Genomic DNA, 22637 nt, shown 5'->3' with positions numbered 1-22637 from the left:
AACTATCGACCGCCATCGAAGGCCTTCGGAGTCCAAATGAAGTTGTCCATGCCACGTTTTGAACAAGCCCCGGTTTTAGTTGTGGGCGATGTCATGCTTGACCGTTATTGGCATGGCGGAACTTCGCGGATATCCCCCGAAGCGCCGGTGCCAGTGGTCAAGGTCGACCAAATTGAAGACCGTCCGGGCGGTGCAGCCAACGTTGCCTTGAACATTGCTGCGCTGGGTGCGCCTGCCACTCTGGTGGGCGTCACGGGCGAGGATGAAGCCGCCGACAGCCTCAGCGCCAGCTTGAGCTGCGTGGGCGTCAAGACCCGTTTCCAGCGTATCCATGACCAGCCGACCATAGTCAAACTGCGGGTCATGAGTCGTCACCAGCAATTGCTGCGCATGGACTTCGAAGAGCTGTTCAATACCGACTCCGATGCACTTGCCAAGGATGTCGATTCGCTGCTTGACGGGGTCAAGGTGCTGGTGCTGTCTGATTACGGCAAAGGCGCACTGAGAAATCATCAAGCCCTGGTCCAGCTCGCGCGCAAACGTGGCATTCCAGTACTGGCTGACCCGAAAGGCAAGGACTTTTCGGTCTATCGGGGGGCCAGCCTGATCACGCCCAACCTCAGTGAGTTTGAGGCAATTGTGGGTATCTGTACCGATGAAGCCCAGTTGGTCAGCAAAGGCGCCAAGCTGATGCAGGAGCTTGAGCTAGGAGCCTTGCTGGTCACCCGTGGCGAGCACGGCATGACGCTGCTGCGCCCACAATATGCCCCTCTGCACCTTCCCGCTCGAGCGCGCGAGGTGTTCGATGTTACCGGCGCGGGTGACACTGTTATTTCAACTCTGGCCGCTTCCATTGCGGCTGGCGAAGAACTGCCGCAGGCGGTGGCGCTGGCCAATCTGGCCGCGGGCATCGTTGTGGGCAAGCTCGGCACGGCCGCCATCAGCGCACCGGAGTTACGCCGTGCGGTTCAGCGCGAGCAAGGTTCCGAGCGAGGCGTGATGCGCCCTGATCAACTGCTGATCGCAATTGAAGATGCCCGTGCCCATGGCGAGAAAATAGTCTTCACCAACGGCTGCTTCGACATCCTTCATGCCGGGCACGTGACCTATTTGGAACAAGCGCGTGCGCAGGGTGATCGCCTGGTGTTGGCAGTCAATGACGACGCTTCGGTCAGTCGACTCAAGGGGCCGGGCAGGCCGATAAACTCGGTTGATCGGCGCATGGCAGTGCTGGCGGGGCTGGGCGCGGTTGACTGGGTGGTAAGTTTTACAGAAGACACCCCTGAAAACTTGCTCAAGCTGGTTCAGCCGGATGTCTTGGTCAAGGGCGGCGATTACTCCATTGATAAAGTCGTTGGCGCGGATATCGTCACCGCCTATGGCGGCGAAGTGAAGGTGCTGGGCTTGGTCGAAAATAGCTCCACCACTGCAATCGTCGACAAAATCCGTAATCGCTAAGCCTGCGCAAATGCTGGCCACTGGCTCCATCGCCACTGGCCACTGGCTGTGCGGTCATGGTCTGGTTATCCGCCTAGCGGCATGATCTTCGGCATCATTCACCGCTCAAGGAGCGTGATGCCATGCCATCGACTGTTAACGGCCATGCCTTGGCGCTGCTTAATCGTTTTGCCCAGGCTGATTGGCCCGACTACCTAAAGCTACGCAAACCCTTCGAAACTTTGGTTTACAGCAGTGCGCGAGCAGGTTTTAGACTTGCTGCGCGGCGCTCGACCAAGGCCGAGCCACGCCTGGCCTTGCAGGATTCGAGCGCACTGTTTGATCTGTCCTTGTCCGATGAGCAGAAAATGCTGGTGGAGATGCTTGAGGGCTTCGCCACCGAGGTGCTGCTGGCCGAGGCCTATGAGGCTGATGAGCAAGCGGCAGTCGCGCCACAGTTACTTAAGCAAATGGATGAACTGGGTCTGGTTCATTATGCGGTGACTGAGCTTGACGGCGGCATGGCGGGTGAGCGCACGGCGCTTACCAATGCGTTGATGGCCGAAGCGCTCGCCAAGGGTGATTTATCCCTCGCTGCGACAATGTTGGTGCCATTGTCTAGCGCCAACTGTATTCGCCGTTGGGGCTCGGCTGAACAGCAGCGCTACTGGTTGCCACGGTTCCTCACCGACAACGACCGACCGCATATGGCGATTGCGGTCAATGAGCCTCACGCCATGTTCAACCCACATAAGTTGACGACCCGAGCCAGGCGCAAGGGAAAGCATTACGTGCTCAGGGGGGAAAAGTGCCTGGTGGTCGGTGGGCTTGATGCCAGCCACTTGATTATCGCTGCGCAGGCTGCGCGCGGGCCTGCCCTGTTTATTGTCGAGGCGGGGAGCAAGGGGGTACAGCGTAAAGCCGAGCCGGCGATGGGCTTGAAGGCAACCGGCACCTGCAGGGTGCAGTTAAATGCGGTGAAAGTACCGCTTGAAGCACGTTTGAGTGCGCAGGACTTCAATTATCAAAGCTTCCTTGGCTACGCCGACCTGGCATGGTGTGCGCTGGCTGTGGGCGCCGCTCAGTCGGCCCTGGACTATGTCATTGGCTACTGCAATGAACGAGTAGCCTTTGGCGAGCCGGTCAGCCACCGCCAAGGAGTGGCATTTATGATCGCCGACATGGCAATAGAGCTCGACGCCATGCGTCTTATGGTGTGGAACGCCTGTTCGCTGGCCGAGCGCGGTAAATCCTTTCAGCAGGCCAGTTACCTGAGCCATCTGCTGTGTGCCAACAAGGCGATGACCATTGCAACCGACGCGGTGCAGTTGCTCGGGGGGCACGGTTTCACCAAAGAGCATCCGGTGGAGCGTTGGTATCGAGACATTCGCGCTATCTCCCTGATCAAAGGTGGATTGCAGATATAGCCCGTGACATGTGCGCCCCCGGCCACTTTGCCAAGAGGAATGACGATGAATCTCGATATCCCAAAGAAGTTCAGCGGGTTGGTGAATCAGGCTCACCAGGTAGCCGAGCGTTACTACCGGCCGATCTCGCGCAAGTACGATAAAGCCGAACACAGTTACCCACGTGAGTTGGACCTACTTGCCGGGTTGCTTGATGGCATGAATGCCAGCTCGCCTGAGGCTGTAGGTGCAACCTCGGCCAGCAAGCGCAGTGGGAATGTCGCGGATCAAACTAATCAAAACGGCGGCAATATGGCTGCCTTGCTGGGCATTATGGAGCTGTGCTGGGGTGATGTCGGCTTGTTGCTGGCGATGCCGCGCCAAGGCTTGGGTAATGCTGCAATTGCCGCTGTGGCCAATCCTCAACAGCTTGAGCGCTTCAAGGGTGTTTGGGCGGCAATGGCGATCACTGAGCCCGGCTGTGGCTCGGATTCCGCAGCCATCCGCACAACCGCAACCAAGCAGGGTGATGAGTACGTGCTCAATGGTGAAAAGATTTTCGTCACCTCAGGTGAGCGCGCCGATGCAGTCGTTGTTTGGGCTACGCTGGACAAGGCTCTCGGCCGTGCGGCAATCAAGTCCTTCGTGGTTGAGAAGGGTACGCCGGGTATGACTGTCACGCGATTAGAGAAAAAACTCGGCATTAAGGCTTCGGACACTGCCTCCATCAGCTTTAACGATTGTCGGGTGCCTGCCAGCAACATGTTGGGGCGGCCAGAAATCGATGTTGAGAAAGGTTTTGCCGGGGTCATGGAGACATTTGATAACACCCGGCCGCTGGTTGCAGGCATGGCCATTGGCGTGGCCAAAGCCTCGCTTGACCGTACCCGTCAGCTACTCAAGAAAAACTTCAAACTTGATTACACAACGCCGCTGCTGCATGTCAGTCATGCCGAGGCCAGGTTGTATGAGCTCGAAGCCAATTGGCAAGCCGCCCGATTGCTGACCCTCAAAGCCGCCTGGATGGCAGACAATCGGATTGCCAACTCGAAAGAAGCATCCATTGCCAAGGCCAAGGCCGGACGGGTGGCCAACGAAGTGACCTTGGCGTGCATCGAGTTGGTCGGCGCCTTGGGTTATGGCGAGGATGAGCTGCTGGAAAAGTGGGCGCGTGACTCGAAAATCCTGGATATTTTTGAGGGCACCCAACAAATTCAGCTATTGATTATTGCCCGCCGTTTACTGGGTAAAACTTCGTCAGAACTGAAGTAGCTGTCTGTCTGCGGTAAAGCGGCTCTATGCATGAGCCGCTGTCTTGAGTGGCGGATTGTGAGGCATGTTGCTGGGTGCGGCTTTAGGCACCGGCTTGGTCTTTGCCTGCAGCTGTTGCTGCTGTAGCCAGTCCTTCCAGCGAATGTGCGAGTCTCGAACCAGCCAGCCATCCTGGGGGGCAAAACTCTCGGCTAGCCAAATGCCGCGAGTCGTTGCGGCTTTGAGCACACCTTTACGCAAGGTGAACAGCTCGCCGGTTGGGCGCCCTTGCTCCAGGGGCATCAGGAACAGATCGGGCCGGGTGCGTTGCAAGCGTGCTACCAGCTTGCCATCTTCAAGGCATTCATCAACATGGAACAAGCTTAATTGCTTCACTTCTTTTGGCAATTCCAGGCTGAGGTCGTAAACCAACTGCAATGAAGCCGTCGGCAGATGCACATACGCACGAGGGCGCTCCAGCAACCTCAGGTTGCCGCACTGTACCGGGCGCGCAGCGCCAGAAAGTGGGCTTAACCCAAAGTTGGCCGCTTCACGATAATGCAGGCTGCCTTGGTAGGGTGCGGGTAGCCAAGTGTCGCCAAACCGGCCGCTGAGCCAGCCTTCCGGTGTCTCCAGCAGGCATTCCTCCGCGACTTCTTGTATAGCGGTGAGCAGTGGCAGGTTGAGTTCGTGGGCCGGTACATAGCCTGAGATCAGCTTGAGCACCACGTCGCCACGGTCGAGGCGGCGTTGGCGGACCAAGACCCAGTATTCTCGGCCTTGCCAGTTCAGCGTCAGGCGCACTGAAACGCCTAGATTGGCCAGTTCAACTGAAAAGCGTTGAGGGTCAGCAATAGCGACATCTTTTCGGCGCTCAAGCATTTCATCGAAATTGAGTGGCCAACCATAACCTTGGTAAGTCAGACCGTCGGGAGTGGCTTCAACACGCAATGGCAAGGTTTTAAAGTTGCCAGGGTCTTTGCTGATTAAGGTGCGCGACATCTCAACTCCTATGCGTTTAGCCCCGGTGCAGTGGGTGAGGGCTCTAAGGAACCTCTGAAAAACTACTGCGCCAGATATTACGGGGCCAGCCTTTGGCTGTTACTCCCGTTGGTCTTGCGTCTTGTCTTATCGTAGCTCGCTACCATTTTCAGACGCTCTCCAGATACTCAAGCCTGCCACAACTTCACTGTTCCCTAAGCGATAAGCCAGGCAGCATGTGTTTCAGCTGATGTCTCGAATCACGGCTGCTGCGCTTGCGACGTTAGCGATCAAATGTTGCGGGTTGATGGTTCCAATAATGGCACTGGAAACAGCCTGATGCGCAAATATCAACTCGAAGCTGGCGCGCACAGGGTCTTGACCCAGGGTCAGGCACGCATGGCCGCTGGCCAGTGCTTTTTTGATCAAAATGCCTTTGTTGTGTTGCTGTGCGTAATCCAGTACCGGCCGTTCGTCTTGTTGGTTGAGGTTATAGGTCACCATCGCGCAATCGCCATCAGCCAGCGCCAATAGGCCGCCTTCAACGGTTTTTCCTGATAAGCCAAAACCGCGAATCTTGCCTTCGCGCTTCAGCTCTGCAAGCGTGAGGTAAATACCGCTGTCGCGAAGTATGGATACGTCGTTGCCGTCAGAATGCACCAGCAACATATCAATGTAGTCGGTTTCCAGGCGTTTCAGGCTGCGTTCGACTGACAAGCGAGTGTGCGCCGGGCTGAAATCAAAATACGACAAGCCGTTTTCAAACTCTTCGCCGACCTTGCTGACAATCACCCAATCCTGGCGTTGACCACGCAATAAAGGGCCAAGACGTGTCTCGCTGGTGCCATAAGCGGGGGCCGTGTCGATCAGGTTGATGCCCAAGTCCTGGCTGAGGGCGAGCAGGTTGCGCACGCTGGCATCATCGGGGATGGTGAAACCATTGGGATACTTTACGCCTTGGTCACGACCAATCTTCACGGTGCCCAGGCCAAGCGGGGAAACCATCAGGCCTGTGGTGCTAAGCGAGCGATGCAGGCCATGCAGCGTTTGAGTCAAAATAAAGTCTCCCATACTGGTTGGGCAATGACTGGACGAGGCAGCTCTGGCAGCTCTGATGAGCAGCATGGCCGGATGCCGTCACGCTCCAGCGCCGTAAGTACCCGGTCAGCAAAGTCTGGGGCAAGCGCCAGCTTTGTCGGCCAGCCAATAAGCAAGCGGTCTGACTCTGCAAGAAATGCATTGTCGGGGCGCACCAGGCCCGACTGCGCGGGTTCGGCACGATCAACGCGCAAGGTTGACCACTGCGCGCTGGATAGATCGATCCAAGGCAGCAGGTCACCCAGTTCTTTTTGCGCGGTTCTGATCTGTGCGGCCGGGTCCCGAGCTACGCCTTCAGCTTCTGCAATATCACCGCCCAGATACCAGACACACTGACCGTCTGCGGCCGGGTGAGTGGTGACCGTAACCCGAGGCTTCGGACCGCCACCGAGGCAATGAGCGTACAGCGGCTTCAGGGTTGGGCCTTTGACTAAAATCATATGCAGCGGGCGCAGTTGTTGAGCAGGCTGGTTGATATTCAGGGCTTCAAGCAGTTCTGCGTTACCGCTGCCCGCGCTGAGAACAATTCGTTGTGCACGAATTTCACAGCCATCAACGCGCAGGCCAACCAATTTGTCAGACTCAAGTATCGGTTCGAGGCGCTGCCCAGCAAATAAGCTATCGCCAGACAATTCGGCAAGGCGGTTTATCAGGCTGGGCACATCCAGTACCAACTCTGCGAGGCGGTAGACCTTGCCTTTGAACTTGGGGTGTTGCAGCGCGGGTGGTAGTTGGTCGCCTTTTACCTGGTCGACGCGCCCGCGCACGGCCTTGCTGGCAAAGAAACTGGTGAGGTTGCCGGCAATTGTGCCCGGCGACCATAAATAGTGGGCGTCGGAGAGTAGGCGTACGCCGCTGAGATCCAGTTCGCCGGTGCCCGCCAGCGCTTCGCGCCAGCGCCTTGGCATATCGGCAATCGCCTCGGATGCACCGGTGAGGGCGCCGTGCAGCGCGTATTTGGCACCACCGTGGATGATGCCTTGTGATTTAACGCTTTGGCCGCCCCCTAAGCTGTCTTTTTCAACCAGGAGGGTGGCGAAACCTTCTTTGCGCAAACGTGCATTCAGCCACAGGCCAGCGACGCCGCCACCAATGATTAGAACGTCTGTGCTTAGAGTGCTGGACATGCTTGCGTCTCATCAAAAATATCAGACGCCCAGTATAACCTGCCTGGCGGGTTGGCTCGCCAAGCGACGCCGAAAACCTGCGGGCAACCCAAGGCTCACCGCGTCGCTCCAGCTCGGGATCAGTGGCCTGTGGTCTGGGAAAACAGTTGAATCACCATGACCCCCGCGACAATCAGCCCCATGCCGAGCATGGCGGGAAGGTCGAGGCGTTGTTGATAGATAAAGGTCGCGGCAATGCTCACCAGCACAATTCCAAGTCCCGCCCAAACGGCATAGGCAACGCCCACCGGAATGGTTTTGACTACCAGGCTGAGCATCCAGAAGGAGATCGCGTAGCCGACAACTACCAGTATCAGCGGCAGCGGTTTGCTCAAGCCGCTGATGGCTTTCATCGATGTTGTCGCGATGACTTCAGCCGTCACTGCAATCGCCAGGTAAAGGTATCCGCTCATATTCAGTCTCCTCTTCAATGCGCGCTATTCTAGTTATTAAGCTGATGGGATAAAGTCATTACCTGCCTGAATTGGAGATAGGTTGTGCAATGGAATCTTGAGCAGATCCGGTTATTTGTCAGTGTCGCCGAAGGCCAGTCGTTCTCAGCTGTAGCGCGGCAAATGAATCGGGTCCAGTCAGCCGTCAGCAGTTCGATCGCGATGCTCGAAGCGGATCTTGGGGTGCTGTTGTTCGAGCGCAGTAGCGGCCGACAACCACGCTTGACCGCTGAAGGCACGGTGCTTCTGGAAGAGGCGCGCGAGGTGCTGCGTCAATGTCAGCGGCTGGAGGGAAGGACGCTCGGCCTAGTGCGTGGCGAAGAGCCGCGTTTGCGCCTGGCACAAGATGAGGCCATGCCCTATCAACCGGTGCTCGACAGCCTAGAGGCGCTCTCGCAGGCGTATCCCTTGATCGAAGTTCAGTTGGCAAGCGGCGCGCAGGGCGAGGTTGCGCGCAAATTACTGGAGCGCCGTGCCGACCTGGGCCTGTTGTTTCACCATGAACACATGCCTGACAGCCTTGAACGTCAGCGCTTGGGTACGGTGGAGATGGTGACGGTCTGCGGTGCCGGGCATTCGCTGGCCGGGCTCAAGCGGGTTGATCGGCGCGAGCTGGCTCGCCATCGGCAGTTACTGATGGCACTCCAGGACAGCCGTTACCCTGGCGGAGAGCAGATCAGCCCAGCGGTGTGGCGCGCCGACAGCTTCTACGCCATGGCCGAGTTGTTGATACGCAACCTGGGCTGGGCGTGGTTGCCGCGTCACGTTGTGCAGTACCCTACCTATCAAAATCATTTGGTTGAACTGAGCAGTGACTGGACCCCGCCGCCACTGGTGGTTGAGTTGGTCTGGCGGCGAGATGAAACCCTGGGGCCAGCGGCGCGTTGGTTGGCGGATCGCTTTGCCGAGCACTTGCGCGCAATTGGCTGAGCCTCTGATAAGCTGAGCGCCTTGCAAATCTGGCCCATTACTTGATTAAGCCGAGCGCTAATGAATCGTTTGCTTTACACCTTGTTATTTCATCTCGGCCTGCCATTGGTGGCTGTACGTTTGGCCGTGCGGGCGCGTAAGGCGCCCGCCTATGCGTCGCGAATCGGCGAGCGCTTTTCGTTTGCTTTGCCAGCGCTCAAGCCGGGCGGAATCTGGGTGCATGCCGTCTCGGTGGGCGAGAGCATTGCCGCCGCGCCGATGATCCGTGAATTGCTGGCGCGCTACCCTGATTTGCCGATTACCATCACGTGCATGACGCCAACCGGTTCGGAGCGTATCCAGGCGCTATTCGGTGGCGCCGAATACCAAGGCCGCGTTCAGCACTGTTATTTGGGGTATGACCTGCCTTGGGTTGCTGCGCGGTTTCTGGATAGGGTGCAGCCCAAACTTGCAGTGATCATGGAAACCGAGTTGTGGCCCAACCACATTAACCAATGCGCCAAGCGCGGCATTCCGGTGGCGCTGGCCAACGCGCGATTGTCCGAGCGCTCGGCGCGCGGATATGCAAGGTTTTCCAAGCTGACAGCGCCGATGTTGGCTCAGATGAGTCTGATTGCCACGCAGACCGCCGTTGAAGCCGAGCGTTTCCGCCAGTTGGGCGCGCGCCCAGACTGTGTTGAAGTGACCGGTTCGATCAAGTTCGACCTGACCATAGACCCGGCATTGCTCGAGCGAGCTCAGGCATTGCGTTCCGAGTGGCGTGCGCTTGAGCGGCCGCTGTGGATTGCCGCCAGTACCCATGAAGGCGAGGATGCGCAGATCATTGCAGCACATCGTATCCTGCTCCAGCAGTGGCCAGATGCGTTGTTGATTTTGGTGCCGCGTCACCCCGAGCGGTTCAACCCAGTGTTCGAGCAGGTCAAGGCGGCTGGGTTGCAGGTTCAGCGTCGCTCGAGCGGTGCGCAGGTCACTGCTGAGCATCAGGTCTTGCTGGGCGATACCATGGGCGAATTGTTGTTTTTGTATGCCTTGGCCGATGTTGCATTCGTTGGTGGCAGCCTGGTGGCAAATGGCGGGCATAACCTGCTGGAGCCGGCGGCGTTGGGCAAACCCGTATTAAGCGGGCCGCACCTGTTCAACTTTCTCGATATCGCCAATCAGTTGCGCGAAGCAGGTGCTCTGCTTGAGGTAAGTGATGCCGCTGGCTTGGCCCGGGAGATTGCCCAGTTGTGGCAAACGCCGGAGCAGGCACAAGCAATGCGCGATGCGGGAGTGCTGGTGATGCATGCGAATCAAGGTGCTCTTGAACGATTATTGGCAAGTTTGCAGCGACTACTAAAGGCTGAGTGACTGTTTGCAGCTATAAAAAACCCGACATCAGTCGGGTTTTTTATTATCTGCAATCCAGACTTAGTAGTTTGGATTGCCTTGCATCTGCGCTTCAGCTGCTTTGGCCAGATCCGGCGGCAGGAAGTCCTTGTCCGGGTTGTAGTCTGGCTTCAAGTAGGTATCCAGCGCCTCTAGGTCACCAGGGCTCAAGGTGCCCGCCGCCTGCTTCAGGCGCAGGTTGTTGAGGATGTAGTCGTAACGCGCATCGTTATAGGTGCGGACCGAGCTGTACAGTTGGCGCTGTGCATCGAGCACGTCAACGATGTTGCGGGTACCCACCTGATAACCGATTTCGGTCGCTTCCAGCGCGCTCTGGTTGGAGACGATCGACTGTTTGCGTGCCTTGACCGTTTCAACATCGGTGTTCACGGCACGGTGCAGGTTGCGTGTGTCTTGCACTACCTTGCGGCGCAGGCTTTCGCGTTGTTGCTCGGTTTGGTCAAGGCGCTGGTAGGCCTCGCGCACTTGCGAGCTGGTTAGGCCGCCGCTGTAGATCGGGATATTCAACTGCAGGCCGATCGAGCTTTGCTCAACATCACCGCTGTAGGGTGGGATGCCACTGTTCAAGCCGCTGTTGGTGAAGCCCAGGCTGTCGTTGTCACCTTTCTGATAGCTAGCAACCGCATCGAGTGTCGGGGCGTGGCCCGACTTACGCTGGCTAAGGGTTTCCTTGGCCGCATCGACGGCATAGTTGCTGGCCAGCAGATTGAGGTTCTGCGCTGCTGCGGTATCGACCCAGGCCTTGGCATCGTTTGGCGTTGGCGCCAGGATCGGCAGCGTGTGGCGCATGCCTTCAAGTGCCGGGTAGTCGCGGTTGGTCAAGGTGGTCAGTGCTTGAAAAGCGTCGTCAACCTGGCGTTCGGCAATGATCCGGTTGGCCCGTGCGGTGTCGTAACCGGCTTGTGATTCGAGCACATCGGTCTTGTCTGAAAGGCCGACATCAAAACGTTCGTTGGACTGATCCAGCTGACGCTTGAACGCAGCTTCTTCAGCCTTGGTCGAGGCCAGGTTGTCTTGAGCACGGAGCACGTTGAAGTAGCTCTCGGCGCTTTGCAAAATCAGGTTCTGCTCGGTGGCCGACAGGTCCAGTGCAGCTTGTTCGCTCGTCGCTTCAGCGGCTTGCAGCTGGAACCAGCGGTCGGCACGGAACAGCGGCTGGCTCAAGTTGGCCTGGTACACGGTACCGCTACGGTTCGCCGTGTAGGACGGAGAATCGAGCTTGGTACGGGTATCGGCAAGCTCGGCGCCAGCAGACAGGTTGGGCAACAGTCCTGCACGTGCTTGCGGCACGACTTCGCGACGTGCTTGGTAGTCGGCACGGGCGGCGGCGATATCGGCGTTGTTCTGCGCAGCTTCCCGATATACCGATATCAGATCATTCATTGCGGTCGTTGGCGCTTGTGCAGCCCAAGCTTGACCGGTCATCGCGGACGCAACAGCGACAGCCAGAGAAAGTCTACGCAACATTAGGGGTGTTCCTAGAATTAGCAGTAATCGACAAGGCTAAGCGTCGCTGACGGGAGGGTCAAGGCTGACAATTAGCGTCATGGGTGTAGTTTGCAACAAGCTATGTTGCTTGACCGCAACAATTCACAGCTCAGTGTAGGCACTGTTGTTGATCTTAATACTTCTTCTATTGTCGCGTCACGGATCGATCGACAGGCAATGGAATATCCAGGCAAATAGATCAGTGGATAAATAGAGCTGCCGTAAGCGCCTGGGTCGAAAAGCGACGCGCGGGTCAGCTTATTTTGACTGGCGGGTTGGATTTCCCGGGCGTGCTGATTAGAATGGCGATGTTCTTGTCGGGGTGCCCTAATTGAGGGGCTGAGATTGGCTGTTGCCGGATCCCGTTGAACCTGATCAGGTTAAGGCCTGCGTAGGGAACAAGATGTCCTCGCCATTGCCTCGGCGAGTCCTCTGTGCACCGCTCCGGTGCCCCGCGCCAGTACTCCCTCGTTCACGTTCGCTCCGACAACTATCTCAGGAGAGAACCGTCGATGAGCGTACAACAACAAAATAGCCACAAGAATCTCAGTGAGTCCGCGCAGGTTGATCTGCAATCAGTCCAGCCCTTTACCCGCTCGCGCAAAATCTATGTAGAAGGTTCGCGCGCCGATATCCGTGTGCCCATGCGCGAAATCAGCCTGGACGTTACGCCGACTGATTTCGGCGGCGAAGTCAACGCACCGGTCTTGGTCTACGACACCTCGGGCCCCTACACCGACCCGCAGGTGCAGATTGATGTGCGTAAAGGCTTGGCTGATGTGCGTACGCCGTGGATCCTGGATCGTGACGACACAGTGCAACTCGATGGTTTGAGCTCGCATTTCGGGCAGTTGCGCCTGGCTGATGAAGAGCTTGGCAAAATGCGTTTCGCCCATGTGCGCAACCCGCGCCGTGCGAAGGAAGGCCGCAATGTCAGCCAAATGCATTACGCGCGCCAGGGCATTATTACGCCTGAGATGGAATACGTGGCCATCCGCGAGAACCTCAAGCTGCAAGAGGCCCGCGCCGCTGGCTTGTTGAAAGAGCAGCATCCGGGGCAGAGCTTTGGCGCCTCAATTCCACAGCAGATCACCGCTGAGTTTGTGCGTGAGGAAGTCGCTCGCGGCCGGGCAATTATTCCCGCCAACATTAATCACACCGAACTTGAGCCGATGATTATCGGGCGCAACTTCCTGGTGAAGATCAACGGCAATATCGGCAACTCGGCGCTGGGCTCATCCATCGAAGAAGAAGTCGCCAAGCTGACTTGGGGCATTCGCTGGGGTTCAGACACCGTGATGGACTTGTCGACCGGCAAGCACATCCACGAAACCCGCGAGTGGATCATCCGCAACTCGCCAGTGCCAATCGGCACAGTGCCGATTTACCAGGCGCTGGAGAAGGTCAACGGCGTTGCTGAAGACCTGACTTGGGAACTGTTCCGCGATACCTTGATTGAGCAGGCCGAGCAGGGTGTCGACTATTTCACCATCCATGCTGGGGTCTTGCTGCGCTATGTGCCGTTGACGGCAAAGCGGGTGACCGGAATTGTCTCGCGCGGCGGCTCAATCATGGCCAAGTGGTGCCTGGCACATCATCAGGAAAACTTCCTCTATACCCATTTTGAAGAAATCTGCGAAATCATGAAGGCCTATGACGTCAGCTTCTCGCTGGGCGACGGCTTGCGTCCGGGGTCGATTGCCGACGCCAATGATGCCGCGCAGTTTGGCGAGCTGGAAACCTTGGGCGAGCTGACCAAGATTGCCTGGAAGCATGATGTGCAGTGCATGATCGAAGGTCCGGGGCATGTGCCGATGCACCTGATCAAGGAGAACATGGACAAGCAACTGGAGTGCTGTGACGAAGCGCCGTTCTATACCCTCGGCCCGCTGACCACGGATATTGCCCCTGGCTACGATCACATCACTTCGGGCATTGGTGCGGCGATGATTGGCTGGTTCGGATGCGCCATGCTTTGCTACGTGACGCCCAAGGAGCACCTGGGCCTGCCGAACAAGGATGATGTGAAGACCGGGATCATCACCTACAAGATTGCCGCCCACGCTGCCGACTTGGCCAAGGGGCATCCGGGTGCGCAGATCCGTGACAACGCCTTGTCCAAGGCGCGCTTCGAGTTCCGCTGGGAAGACCAGTTCAACCTGGGTCTTGATCCCGACACTGCGCGCAGCTATCACGATGAAACCCTGCCTAAGGACTCGGCCAAGGTCGCACACTTCTGCTCGATGTGTGGGCCGAAGTTCTGCTCGATGAAAATCACCCAGGAAGTGCGTGAGTACGCCAAGGTCAATGGCCTGTCCGAAGAGAGCAAGGCCATTGAGGCAGGGTTCAAGGAGCAGGCCCAGCGCTTTAAAGAGGAAGGCTCGGTGATCTACCGCCAAGTCTGATCCGGTAACGGCGAGCAAAGCTGCAAGCGCCCGGCTGTCTTCAGTCGGGCGTTTAGGCTTCTAAATACTAATTTTCGAGAGTCTTGCGTGTGAACACTCCTAGTACTTATTCGCCACATCATGCGGTGCCTGCCAGTCAGCGGGTGTTTGGTGCGCGTGATTTATTTTCACTGTGGTTCTCGCTTGGCATCGGTTTGATGGTGCTGCAACTCGGAGCGTTGCTGGCGCCGGGCCTGGGCATGTCCGGGGCGATGCTGGCAATCGCCTGCGGCACCGCTGTGGGCGTGTTGTTGCTTGGTGCTGTGGCGGTGATCGGTGTCGACACCGGCTTATCTTCAATGGCTGCGCTGAAGCTCAGCCTAGGTGCTAAAGGCGCTGTGGTGCCTGCCGTGCTGAATATCCTGCAACTGGTCGGTTGGGGGGCGTTTGAAATTATTGTCATGCGCGATGCGGCTAGCCTGCTCTCGGCCCGTGCCTTTGGTGAAGGCAGTGTGCTGACAAGTGCGGCCTTGTGGACCCTGTTTTTTGGGGCGATCGCAACCTTGCTCGCGGTGACCGGGCCGCTGACATTTGTCCGGCGTATTTTGCGCAAGTGGGGGATTTGGTTATTGCTGGGCGCTTGCCTGTGGCTGACTTGGAATCTGTTCGACAAGACCGATCTGTCTGCGTTGTGGGCGCGCGCTGGTGATGGTTCGATGCCGTTTGCATTGGGCTTTGATATCGCAATCGCCATGCCGCTGTCTTGGCTGCCGTTGATTGCCGATTACTCCCGGTTCGGCAAGCGGGCGCGTAATGTCTTTGGTGGTACCGCGGTGGGTTTCTTCCTGGGTAATTTCTGGCTGATGAGCCTCGGCGTGGCTTACACCCTGGCCTTCGCGCCGAGCGGAGAGGTCAATGCGCTGCTGTTGGCATTGGCGGGTGCCGGTCTGGGGATTCCACTGTTGCTGATTCTGCTTGATGAATCAGAAAACGCCTTTGCCGACATCCATTCGGCGGCGGTCTCTGGCGGGATCCTGTTCAGGTTTAAGGTCGAGCATCTGGCGCTGGCAATAGGTGCGCTGTGCACCTTGATTGCCTTGTTGGCACCCTTGGCCGAGTACCAGAACTTCTTGCTGTTGATCGGCTCGGTGTTTGCGCCGTTATTCGGGGTGGTGTTGGTTGACCACTTCATCTTGCGCAAGCGTCAAGCTGTTCAAGCGCCCAAGGTCGATTTGCGTTGGGACACCTTGCTGGCGTGGGCGTGCGGGGTGGCGGTCTATCACATGCTGAGCAATTTGCTGCCGGATATCGGCGCAACCCTGCCAGCGCTGGTGATTGCTGGCGGGTTGCAGTGGTTGCTTGGCAGGGCTATTGCGAAGCCGGTAAGTACTCCGGCTTGAGTATTGCCCCCAGCTGCGAGTAAGGAATGGTCAAGGGCACGTGGCCGCTGGAGTATGGCGCCAAGGTATAGACGTCATACTTGAGCAAGACTGACTTTTTCAGCAGGGCTATGTTCTTGGTGCGCGCAAAAGGCCAGGTTTTTACATAATCCGGGTCCTGATCGAGCTTGTTGGCTTTCAACCAACGCTGATGCGCCTGCTCTGCCAGGTGCCAAAAGGCGTCTTCGGTGCCGGGTTTGAGCATGTCTTTAAGGGCCAGGGCCTTGTGTTGGTCGCGGTCGTAGTTGATAAAACCGCGACCCGGCATGCCATGCGCGCCACCGGTCGCCAGGTAGCTGGAAAGCTCGATGATCACCAATTGGTCATGTTGTTCACGCAATTTGGCTTGCAGGTAGGTTTTCCAACCGGGTTCGGCGCGCACCAGGAAGTCCTTTTCATAGGATTCCAGTGAGGCTGGCAACGGGGCGTCCGGTGCGTCGGTGGTCATGCGCAGCAGCGCTTGCTCGATCAATGGATTGAGCTGCTGTTCCTGGGCAAAGCGCAGTGTGTCGATATTTACCAGCGGGCAGGGTTCACCGGTGCAACCCGGCGTTACGTGCTCCCAGGCGATGCGTTGGGCAACCAAGGGTTTTTCGCCAGTCATCATGCTTTGGCAGGCACCAAGGAAGAGGCTGATGCCGACGATTGCGAGCTTTTTGGTCAGTGACATGTAATCCAACATTTGGCTGAAGGCTGTTGAGGGTTGCAGGCTTCGACTACAGGCAGGCGCTTGAGTTCGAGCCTTGGCGACCCCATCTATGCTGCATGATTCCAGTTGCGCATGCATCTGCAAAGTGCTGGTCGAGCCAATGTAAAGAGGCTGCGCTGTACGAGTTGCAGGGGTAGGATGCGTGAAAGTCAGGTTTACAGCCGAGTGAGGACGCCATGCCAGACACCTTCAAGCCGGGGCCAGATGCGGTCGAAATCGTTGAGCGCGAAGCATGCTTTCGCGGGTTCTACAGCCTTGATCGCCTGCATTTGCGTCATCGTCAGTTCTCCGGCGAAATGGGACCGTTGCTCAATCGAGAAGTGTTTCTGCGGCACGATGCAGTCTGCGTGCTGCCTTATGATCCGCAGCGCGATACGGTGGTGTTAATCGAGCAGTTCAGGGTTGGTGCCATGCACAAGAGTGACAATCCCTGGTTGCTGGAACTGGTTGCCGGGCTGATTGACAAGGATGAGGGGCCTGAAACGGTGGCGCACCGTGAGGCGATGGAGGAAGCTGGGCTGAAGTTGGGGGCACTGTGGCCGATCACTCAGTACTATCCTTCACCTGGAGGTTCCAACGAACGTGTGCACTTGTTTGTGGGGCGTTGTGACAGTGAAGGGGTCGGCGGAGTCTTTGGGCTCGCCGAGGAAGGTGAAGACATTCAAGTGCATGTCTGGCCTTTTGAAGACGCATTGGATGCGGTAAAAGATGGGCGAATTGATAACGCCGCAAGCATTATTGCCTTGCAATGGCTGGCGCTTAACCGCGCCGAGGTTAGGGGGTTATGGCAGTAAATGTGATCCGTGATCGTTACCGCGTTGACTTGGTCGAGCTGCAAACAGCTTGCGAGGCTAATTACGCGCGGTTGATGCGTTTGCTCCCGGCGATGCGTGATGAACCCAGTGCACGCCGTGTTGCCGTTAGTCAGGGTGAGAAGCTGTTGGGGGTGCTGGCGCTGGATGTGTTGGAAAATTGTCCATACACCTCGACGATCCGCGTACGCCAGGAGCACAGCTTGCCCTGGTTGCCGGTCCCTGCGCTGGAGGTGCGCGTGTATCACGATGCGCGCATGGCTGAGGTGGTAGGTGCCGAAAGCTCGCGGCGCTTCCGTGGGGTCTACCCCTATCCCAATGCCGACATGCACCAGCCCGATGAGAAAACTCAGCTCAATCTCTTCCTCGGTGAATGGCTAAGTCATTGCCTGGCATGTGGGCACGAAACCGAGCCACAAATCTAAAACCAGTTTATTTGTCATTCAGGTGACTGGGCCGCATCATTTGCTACGCTGGATTCAACAGGCTGACCGGTGCCTTGCGTTGAGGGTTGCAAGGCTTGGGTAAGGACGAAGTCGTTGAATAGGGCGGGCAGTGTTGGGGGGTATTTGCTGGGCTTGGCTCACTAATACCGGTGATTTTGCTGCAGTTGTGCGCAGGTTCTGTGAACCAGGCCGCGCAAATCGAGTTTCCCCTCGCTATGCAAGCCGCCATAATTAAACTATTCCGCTCAAGGAGACGGCCTTGCCGAGCGTGCAAACTAATACTGCTGACTCATCGGTACTGCTGGTTCAGCTATCTGATAGTCATCTCTTTGCCGAGGCTAACGGCAAGCTATTGGGTATGGATACCGAGGATAGCTTGCAGCGCGTGCTCGATCGGATTCTCGAAGAGCAGCCGCAAATCGACTTGGTGCTGGCCAGCGGCGATTTGTCGCAAGACGGCAGTGAAGCCTCCTACGCCCGTTTTCGGCAAATGACCTCGGTTATCCGCGCGCCAATGCGCTGGTTTCCCGGTAATCACGATGAGCTTCACGCCATGCAAGCGGCCTGTGTCGGCAGTAATTTGCTCGATACCGTGGTTGATATTGGTAATTGGCGGGTGATTCTGCTCGATTCTTCAATTCCTGGAGCTGTGCCTGGTTTTCTCGCTGATCGTCAGTTGGCGCTGCTGGAGCGAGCGCTAAGCGAGGCCCCTGAACGCCACCATATGATCTGCATGCACCATCATCCGGTCCCCATTGGTAGCCGCTGGATGGACCCGATTGGCTTGCGCAACCCTGATGCGCTGTTTTCAATTGTGGCGCGTTTTCCACAGGTACGTTGCATGCTTTGGGGTCATGTCCATCAAGAGTTCGATCAACTGCGCCATTCGGTGCGACTTCTGGCTTCGCCGTCGACCTGCGTGCAATTTGCACCGGGTAGTGAAGAATTTCAGGTCGATACCAGTGCCCCAGGCTATCGCTGGCTGCGCTTGTTTGCAGACGGACGGATTGAGACCGGCGTATCGCGTGTGACTGGAATCGATTTCGAAGTCGATTACAGCGTCAAGGGCTATTAACTGCCATCTCGGCCAGGCGCTTGCAGCCTGTGGCCGTGAACGAGTAGCCTCCTGCTCCATGACTGAAACTATCCTTTATTTGCATGGACTTAACAGTTCGCCAGACTCGCTTAAGGCCAGTCAGCTGCGCCGCGCGATGACGAGCATGGGGCTGGCCGAACAATTGCGGGTGCCTGCGTTGCATCATCATCCGCGCCAAGCCATTGTGCAGCTTGAGTCCGAAATTGCAGCCCTGGGGCGTCCGTTGCTGGTCGGCAGCTCACTGGGCGGCTACTATGCGACGCATCTGGCTGAGCGTCACGGCTTGAAAGCACTGCTGATTAACCCCGCTGTTCGTCCGCATACACTGTTTGACGGTTACCTCGGACCGCAAAAGAACTTTTACAGCGATGAAACCTGGGACCTGACCGCCGATCACGTCAGCGCTTTGGCTGAGTTGGAGGTCATGGCGCCTAAGGACCCCGAGCGTTATCAGGTATGGTTGCAAACGGCGGATGAAACCCTGGATTATCGTCTGGCCCAGGCTTTTTACCGTGGTTGTGCGTTGCGTATTCAAGCGGGTGGCGACCATGGTTTCCAAGGGTTTGCCCAGCGCTTGCCAATGCTATTTGCTTTTGCCGGTATTGCGCCCAAATTTTGGGCCGATATCGATTTTTCTGGCCTTTGAAGGGCTCGGATTCCGCTTTGCTGCCGTTGCCGTTCACATTCGGCGAGGCAGTCAGCGACTTTGTGAATTTCTCGATTAACTGATGATTAAGAGACCCTATGGCCAGTTATAACGCCGATGCCATCGAAGTCCTTTCCGGTCTTGACCCGGTGCGTAAGCGCCCAGGCATGTATACCGATACCAGTCGCCCCAATCACTTGGCCCAGGAAGTCATCGACAACTCGGTCGATGAGGCGCTCGCTGGGCATGCCCGTAGCATTCAGGTGATCCTGCACGAGGATAACTCCCTCGAAGTCACCGATGACGGCCGCGGTATGCCGGTGGATATCCATCCCGATGAAGGGGTGCCTGGGGTTGAGCTGATTTTCACCAAGCTCCACGCTGGCGGCAAGTTTTCCAACAAGAACTACCAGTTCTCCGGTGGCTTGCACGGTGTTGGTATTTCCGTGGTCAACGCCTTATCGACCTTGGTCGAGGTGCGGGTCAAGCGTGATGCCAGCGAATACCGCATGACCTTCGAAAATGGCTTCAAGGCCAGTGAACTTGAAGTTGTCGGCACTGTTGGTAAGCGCAATACCGGCACCAGCGTGCACTTCTGGCCCGATGGCAAGTATTTCGATTCACCCAAGTTTTCGATCAGCCGCCTCAAGCACGTACTCAAGGCCAAGGCTGTATTGTGCCCGGGCTTGAGCGTCAGCTTTGAAGACAAGGCCAGTGGCGAGCGTGTCGAGTGGTTGTTTGAAGATGGCTTGCGTTCCTATCTGGTCGATGCCGTCAGCGAGTATCCGCGCCTGCCGGATGAGCCATTCTGTGGCAGCTTGGCGGGCAACAAAGAGGCCGTCGACTGGGCGCTGCTGTGGTTGCCCGAGGGTGGCGACAGTGTTCAGGAAAGCTACGTCAACCTGATCCCGACTGCGCAAGGCGGCACCCATGTAAATGGCTTGCGCCAAGGCTTACTCGATGCCATGCGTGAGTTCTGCGAGTTTCGTAACCTGTTGCCGCGTGGGGTCAAGCTGGCTCCGGAAGATATTTGGGAGCGGATTGCCTTCGTATTGTCGATGAAGATGCAGGACGCCCAGTTCAGCGGGCAGACCAAAGAGCGCTTGTCTTCACGTGAAGCTGCGGCCTTTGTCTCTGGCGTGGTCAAGGATGCCTTCAGCCTCTGGTTGAACGCGCACCCGGAGTTTGGCCAGCAGTTGGCTGAGCTTGCGATCAGCAACGCAAACCGCCGCCTCAAGGCCGGTAAGAAGGTTGAGCGCAAGAAAATCACTCAAGGCCCAGCCTTGCCGGGCAAATTGGCCGATTGTGCGGGGCAGGACCCCATGCGCTCCGAGCTGTTTCTGGTTGAGGGTGATTCTGCCGGCGGTTCGGCCAAGCAAGCGCGTGACAAAGAGTTTCAGGCGATCATGCCGTTGCGCGGCAAGATCCTCAACACCTGGGAAGTCGATGGCAGCGAAGTCTTGGCCTCGCAAGAGGTGCACGACATCGCCGTGGCCATCGGGATCGACCCAGGCTCCAGTGATCTGACGCAACTGCGCTACGGCAAGATCTGCATACTCGCCGACGCCGACTCCGACGGCCTGCACATCGCGACCTTGCTCTGTGCATTGTTTGTCCAGCATTTCCGTGCCCTGGTCGATGCCGGGCACATCTTCGTCGCGATGCCGCCGCTGTACCGGATCGACTTGGGTAAAGAGATTTTCTACGCCCTTGATGATGCTGAGCGTGATGGCATTTTGGATCGTCTGGTTGCCGAGAAGCGTCGCGGCAAACCGCAGGTCACCCGATTCAAAGGCTTGGGTGAGATGAATCCGCCGCAACTGCGCGAGACCACCATGGACCCGAACACTCGACGGCTGGTGCAGTTGACGCTGGAGGATTATCCCGCCACCCAGGAAATAATGGACATGCTGCTGGCGAAAAAACGCGCCGGTGATCGCAAGGCATGGCTTGAGTCGAAAGGTGATCTGGCCGAGGTCCTGCTTTGAGGCATACGCTTTACGCCCTGCTGTTGCTTGCTGTCTCGCCGCTTGTAGCGGCTGATTCCTTGGCTGTGGATCAGCCTGAAGAGTCGCTCAAGCTCATCAGTGAGCACCCGGTCGATGGTATGCCTGCGGGCAATTTGTCAGGCTTTGCCTGGTGCGGTGATGCCTTGTGGGCGGTTTCAGACCGGGATGACGATCGCATCTACCGTCTCAGCGGTGGTGAAGGGGTATGGCAAGCTGAACCTGAGCTGTTTACGGCACCGCCCGCACCCGATTCAGGCTTGCCCTGGGGGATTCGCATGCGTGCCTGGGCGACGGGGCTGGTGCGCGGCGGCGCGCTCGATTTTGAGAGCATCACCTGCGACTCAAACGGTAACCGTTACCTGGTGAGCGAAGCCAAGATGGCGGTGCTGCAGTTGCCCGTTGCGGCTGATCCAGAGTGGGTCCGGCTGCCGGAGTCATTGGTACGCCAGGCTCGAGGCAGTGGCATGCTGCTGCACTTCAATGCACTGCTTGAAGGCATCACAATTGATCCGAAAGGCGAGCGCATGTGGCTGGCCGCCGAGCGCCAGCGCCGTGGGTTGTTGGTGCTGCACAAGAAAAACTCGGTTTGGGGGTGTACCGGTGGCTGTGTCCTGCTCAGCGAAAGCGGCAAGGTGCCTGCGCCGGAACAGCTTGGCGGAAAACCACAACCCAAGGATTTTTCTGACGTGAGCTACTACGCCGAAAAACTCTTTACCCTGGAGCGTCAGGCGCATCGCATATGTCGGCGTACCTTGAGTAATGGTGAAGTTGAGCGTTGCTGGTCATTTGCCGATGAAGTACTGACCGATGCGCGACGCTACCCAAGCACTTTCGGGCGGGTTGAAGCTCTGCAAATCGATGAACAAGGCGCATGGCTGGGCGTTGATAACGGTGGCCTGGTTCGTGCCGATGGCGAGGCCCGCCCAGTCGTTTGGCGCTTTGCCGCGCCGAAAGGTGGTTGGGGGCAGGGCAAGTGAGTTCGCAGCCTGCTGGAAAGCGCGCAGGGCGGGTGATGCTGTTCCTGGCGTGGGGTGCAGGTTTGTTCCTTGCGACGCATTTTTTTGGCAACTTTGAAGATAAACAGCGCAACCCGAACAGGGATCCGCAATCGATACACGCCGATGGTTATGTCGAAGTTCGTCTGGCCAGCAGCCGGCAAGGGCACTATTACGCAAATGGGCAAATCAACGGTGAAAACGTTGAGTTTTTACTGGATACCGGCGCCACCGATGTCGCTATTCCGGCAGAACTTGCCCGCCAATTGGATTTGCCAGCCGGTGCAGCGGTTACCGTACGCACCGCCAATGGCCAGGCCACGGGCCATAGAACGCGGCTCAAACAGCTTAAATTAGGCGACATCGTGCTGCACGATGTCGCCGCTTTGATTGCTCCCGGTATGACCGGTGAGGAAGTATTGTTGGGCATGAGCGCCCTGAAAAAACTCGAATTTACCCAGCGCGACGGCACATTGTTGCTGCGCCAATCAACCTTGCAATGA

20 protein-coding genes and 1 riboswitch are annotated in these 22637 nt (G+C 57.5%); of the genes, 14 read left to right on the top strand and 6 right to left on the bottom strand.

Going from position 1 to position 22637, the window contains the following annotated elements:
• Nucleotides 1-36 precede the first annotated feature (36 nt).
• The 3 genes from hldE to AACY26_RS17485 all read left to right on the top strand — a co-directional run bounded on the left by hldE (nucleotide 37) and on the right by AACY26_RS17485 (nucleotide 4115).
• Nucleotides 37-1458, top strand: a complete 1422-nt coding sequence (hldE, locus tag AACY26_RS17495) for a bifunctional D-glycero-beta-D-manno-heptose-7-phosphate kinase/D-glycero-beta-D-manno-heptose 1-phosphate adenylyltransferase HldE (protein WP_339515875.1) — start codon at nucleotides 37-39, stop codon at nucleotides 1456-1458.
• Between the two features lie 122 nt (nucleotides 1459-1580).
• Nucleotides 1581-2864 carry an acyl-CoA dehydrogenase family protein gene (locus AACY26_RS17490; RefSeq protein ID WP_339515874.1) on the top strand — a complete coding sequence of 428 codons (1284 nt, stop codon included), beginning with the start codon at nucleotides 1581-1583 and terminating at the stop codon, nucleotides 2862-2864.
• A gap of 45 nt (nucleotides 2865-2909) precedes the next feature.
• Nucleotides 2910-4115 (top strand): acyl-CoA dehydrogenase family protein, encoded by a 1206-nt coding sequence (locus AACY26_RS17485; RefSeq protein ID WP_339515873.1) that lies wholly within the window; start codon nucleotides 2910-2912, stop codon nucleotides 4113-4115.
• Nucleotides 4116-4139: 24 nt separating this feature from the next.
• Here the strand turns inward: AACY26_RS17485 and AACY26_RS17480 are convergent, their stop codons facing one another.
• From AACY26_RS17480 to AACY26_RS17465, 4 genes are all read right to left on the bottom strand, one after another.
• Nucleotides 4140-5096: a metal ABC transporter ATPase gene (locus tag AACY26_RS17480; protein WP_339515872.1), complete on the bottom strand. Its 957-nt coding sequence runs from the start codon at nucleotides 5094-5096 to the stop codon at nucleotides 4140-4142.
• A 222-nt stretch (nucleotides 5097-5318) separates the two neighbouring features.
• Nucleotides 5319-6146 (bottom strand): aldo/keto reductase, encoded by an 828-nt coding sequence (locus tag AACY26_RS17475; RefSeq protein WP_339515871.1) that lies wholly within the window; start codon nucleotides 6144-6146, stop codon nucleotides 5319-5321.
• Nucleotides 6128-7300 carry an NAD(P)/FAD-dependent oxidoreductase gene (locus AACY26_RS17470; protein ID WP_339515870.1) on the bottom strand — a complete coding sequence of 391 codons (1173 nt, stop codon included), beginning with the start codon at nucleotides 7298-7300 and terminating at the stop codon, nucleotides 6128-6130. Before AACY26_RS17470 ends, AACY26_RS17475 begins: the two co-directional genes overlap by 19 nt.
• A gap of 119 nt (nucleotides 7301-7419) precedes the next feature.
• Nucleotides 7420-7752: a DMT family transporter gene (locus AACY26_RS17465; protein WP_339515869.1), complete on the bottom strand. Its 333-nt coding sequence runs from the start codon at nucleotides 7750-7752 to the stop codon at nucleotides 7420-7422.
• An 84-nt stretch (nucleotides 7753-7836) separates the two neighbouring features.
• Here AACY26_RS17465 and AACY26_RS17460 point away from each other — a divergent pair, with 84 nt between their 5' ends.
• Together AACY26_RS17460 and waaA are read left to right on the top strand one after the other, a co-directional pair.
• Nucleotides 7837-8721 (top strand): LysR family transcriptional regulator, encoded by an 885-nt coding sequence (locus tag AACY26_RS17460; RefSeq protein ID WP_339515868.1) that lies wholly within the window; start codon nucleotides 7837-7839, stop codon nucleotides 8719-8721.
• Nucleotides 8722-8781: 60 nt separating this feature from the next.
• Nucleotides 8782-10071 (top strand): lipid IV(A) 3-deoxy-D-manno-octulosonic acid transferase, encoded by a 1290-nt coding sequence (waaA, locus tag AACY26_RS17455; protein ID WP_339515867.1) that lies wholly within the window; start codon nucleotides 8782-8784, stop codon nucleotides 10069-10071.
• 60 nt (nucleotides 10072-10131) lie between these two features.
• Here waaA and AACY26_RS17450 read toward each other — a convergent pair whose 3' ends face one another.
• The gene (locus tag AACY26_RS17450) at nucleotides 10132-11577 is read right to left on the bottom strand and encodes a TolC family outer membrane protein (RefSeq protein ID WP_339515866.1); all 1446 of its coding nucleotides are present in this window, start codon (nucleotides 11575-11577) and stop codon (nucleotides 10132-10134) included.
• 329 nt (nucleotides 11578-11906) lie between these two features.
• Nucleotides 11907-12013, top strand: a riboswitch (TPP riboswitch).
• Nucleotides 12014-12110: 97 nt separating this feature from the next.
• On the opposite strand from AACY26_RS17450, the gene thiC reads away from it, so the two are divergent.
• Both thiC and cytX read left to right on the top strand, forming a co-directional pair.
• Nucleotides 12111-14003 (top strand): phosphomethylpyrimidine synthase ThiC, encoded by a 1893-nt coding sequence (gene thiC, locus AACY26_RS17445; protein WP_339515865.1) that lies wholly within the window; start codon nucleotides 12111-12113, stop codon nucleotides 14001-14003.
• An 89-nt stretch (nucleotides 14004-14092) separates the two neighbouring features.
• Nucleotides 14093-15382 (top strand): putative hydroxymethylpyrimidine transporter CytX, encoded by a 1290-nt coding sequence (gene cytX, locus AACY26_RS17440; RefSeq protein WP_339515864.1) that lies wholly within the window; start codon nucleotides 14093-14095, stop codon nucleotides 15380-15382.
• Here the strand turns inward: cytX and AACY26_RS17435 are convergent.
• Nucleotides 15351-16091 carry an RsiV family protein gene (locus AACY26_RS17435; RefSeq protein WP_339515863.1) on the bottom strand — a complete coding sequence of 247 codons (741 nt, stop codon included), beginning with the start codon at nucleotides 16089-16091 and terminating at the stop codon, nucleotides 15351-15353. The two genes, cytX and AACY26_RS17435, sit on opposite strands and share 32 nt — an antisense overlap.
• Before the next feature lie 215 nt (nucleotides 16092-16306).
• Between AACY26_RS17435 and AACY26_RS17430 the strand changes: the two genes are divergently transcribed.
• The 7 genes from AACY26_RS17430 (at nucleotide 16307) to AACY26_RS17400 (ending at nucleotide 22637) form a co-directional block, all read left to right on the top strand.
• Nucleotides 16307-16924 (top strand): NUDIX domain-containing protein, encoded by a 618-nt coding sequence (locus AACY26_RS17430; protein WP_339515862.1) that lies wholly within the window; start codon nucleotides 16307-16309, stop codon nucleotides 16922-16924.
• Nucleotides 16915-17367 carry a DUF1249 domain-containing protein gene (locus AACY26_RS17425; protein ID WP_339515861.1) on the top strand — a complete coding sequence of 151 codons (453 nt, stop codon included), beginning with the start codon at nucleotides 16915-16917 and terminating at the stop codon, nucleotides 17365-17367. Before AACY26_RS17430 ends, AACY26_RS17425 begins: the two co-directional genes overlap by 10 nt.
• A gap of 280 nt (nucleotides 17368-17647) precedes the next feature.
• On the top strand, nucleotides 17648-18463 hold the full coding sequence (cpdA, locus tag AACY26_RS17420; protein WP_339515860.1) for a 3',5'-cyclic-AMP phosphodiesterase: 816 nt from the start codon (nucleotides 17648-17650) through the stop codon (nucleotides 18461-18463).
• 58 nt (nucleotides 18464-18521) lie between these two features.
• A complete protein-coding gene (locus tag AACY26_RS17415; RefSeq protein WP_339515859.1) occupies nucleotides 18522-19130 on the top strand; it encodes a YqiA/YcfP family alpha/beta fold hydrolase in 609 nt (202 codons plus the stop codon).
• 98 nt (nucleotides 19131-19228) lie between these two features.
• On the top strand, nucleotides 19229-21118 hold the full coding sequence (parE, locus tag AACY26_RS17410) for a DNA topoisomerase IV subunit B (RefSeq protein WP_339515858.1): 1890 nt from the start codon (nucleotides 19229-19231) through the stop codon (nucleotides 21116-21118).
• Nucleotides 21115-22116 carry an esterase-like activity of phytase family protein gene (locus AACY26_RS17405; RefSeq protein ID WP_339515857.1) on the top strand — a complete coding sequence of 334 codons (1002 nt, stop codon included), beginning with the start codon at nucleotides 21115-21117 and terminating at the stop codon, nucleotides 22114-22116. The genes parE and AACY26_RS17405 overlap by 4 nt, the downstream gene beginning before the upstream one ends.
• Nucleotides 22113-22637: a retropepsin-like aspartic protease family protein gene (locus AACY26_RS17400; RefSeq protein WP_339515856.1), complete on the top strand. Its 525-nt coding sequence runs from the start codon at nucleotides 22113-22115 to the stop codon at nucleotides 22635-22637. The genes AACY26_RS17405 and AACY26_RS17400 overlap by 4 nt, the downstream gene beginning before the upstream one ends.

This window comes from Pseudomonas sp. RL_15y_Pfl2_60 (assembly GCF_963970595.1).
In the GTDB taxonomy this organism is placed as follows: Bacteria; Pseudomonadota; Gammaproteobacteria; order Pseudomonadales; family Pseudomonadaceae; genus Aquipseudomonas.
Note: the sequence above shows the minus strand (reverse complement) of the source record. Positions and strands in the feature narration are given on the sequence as shown.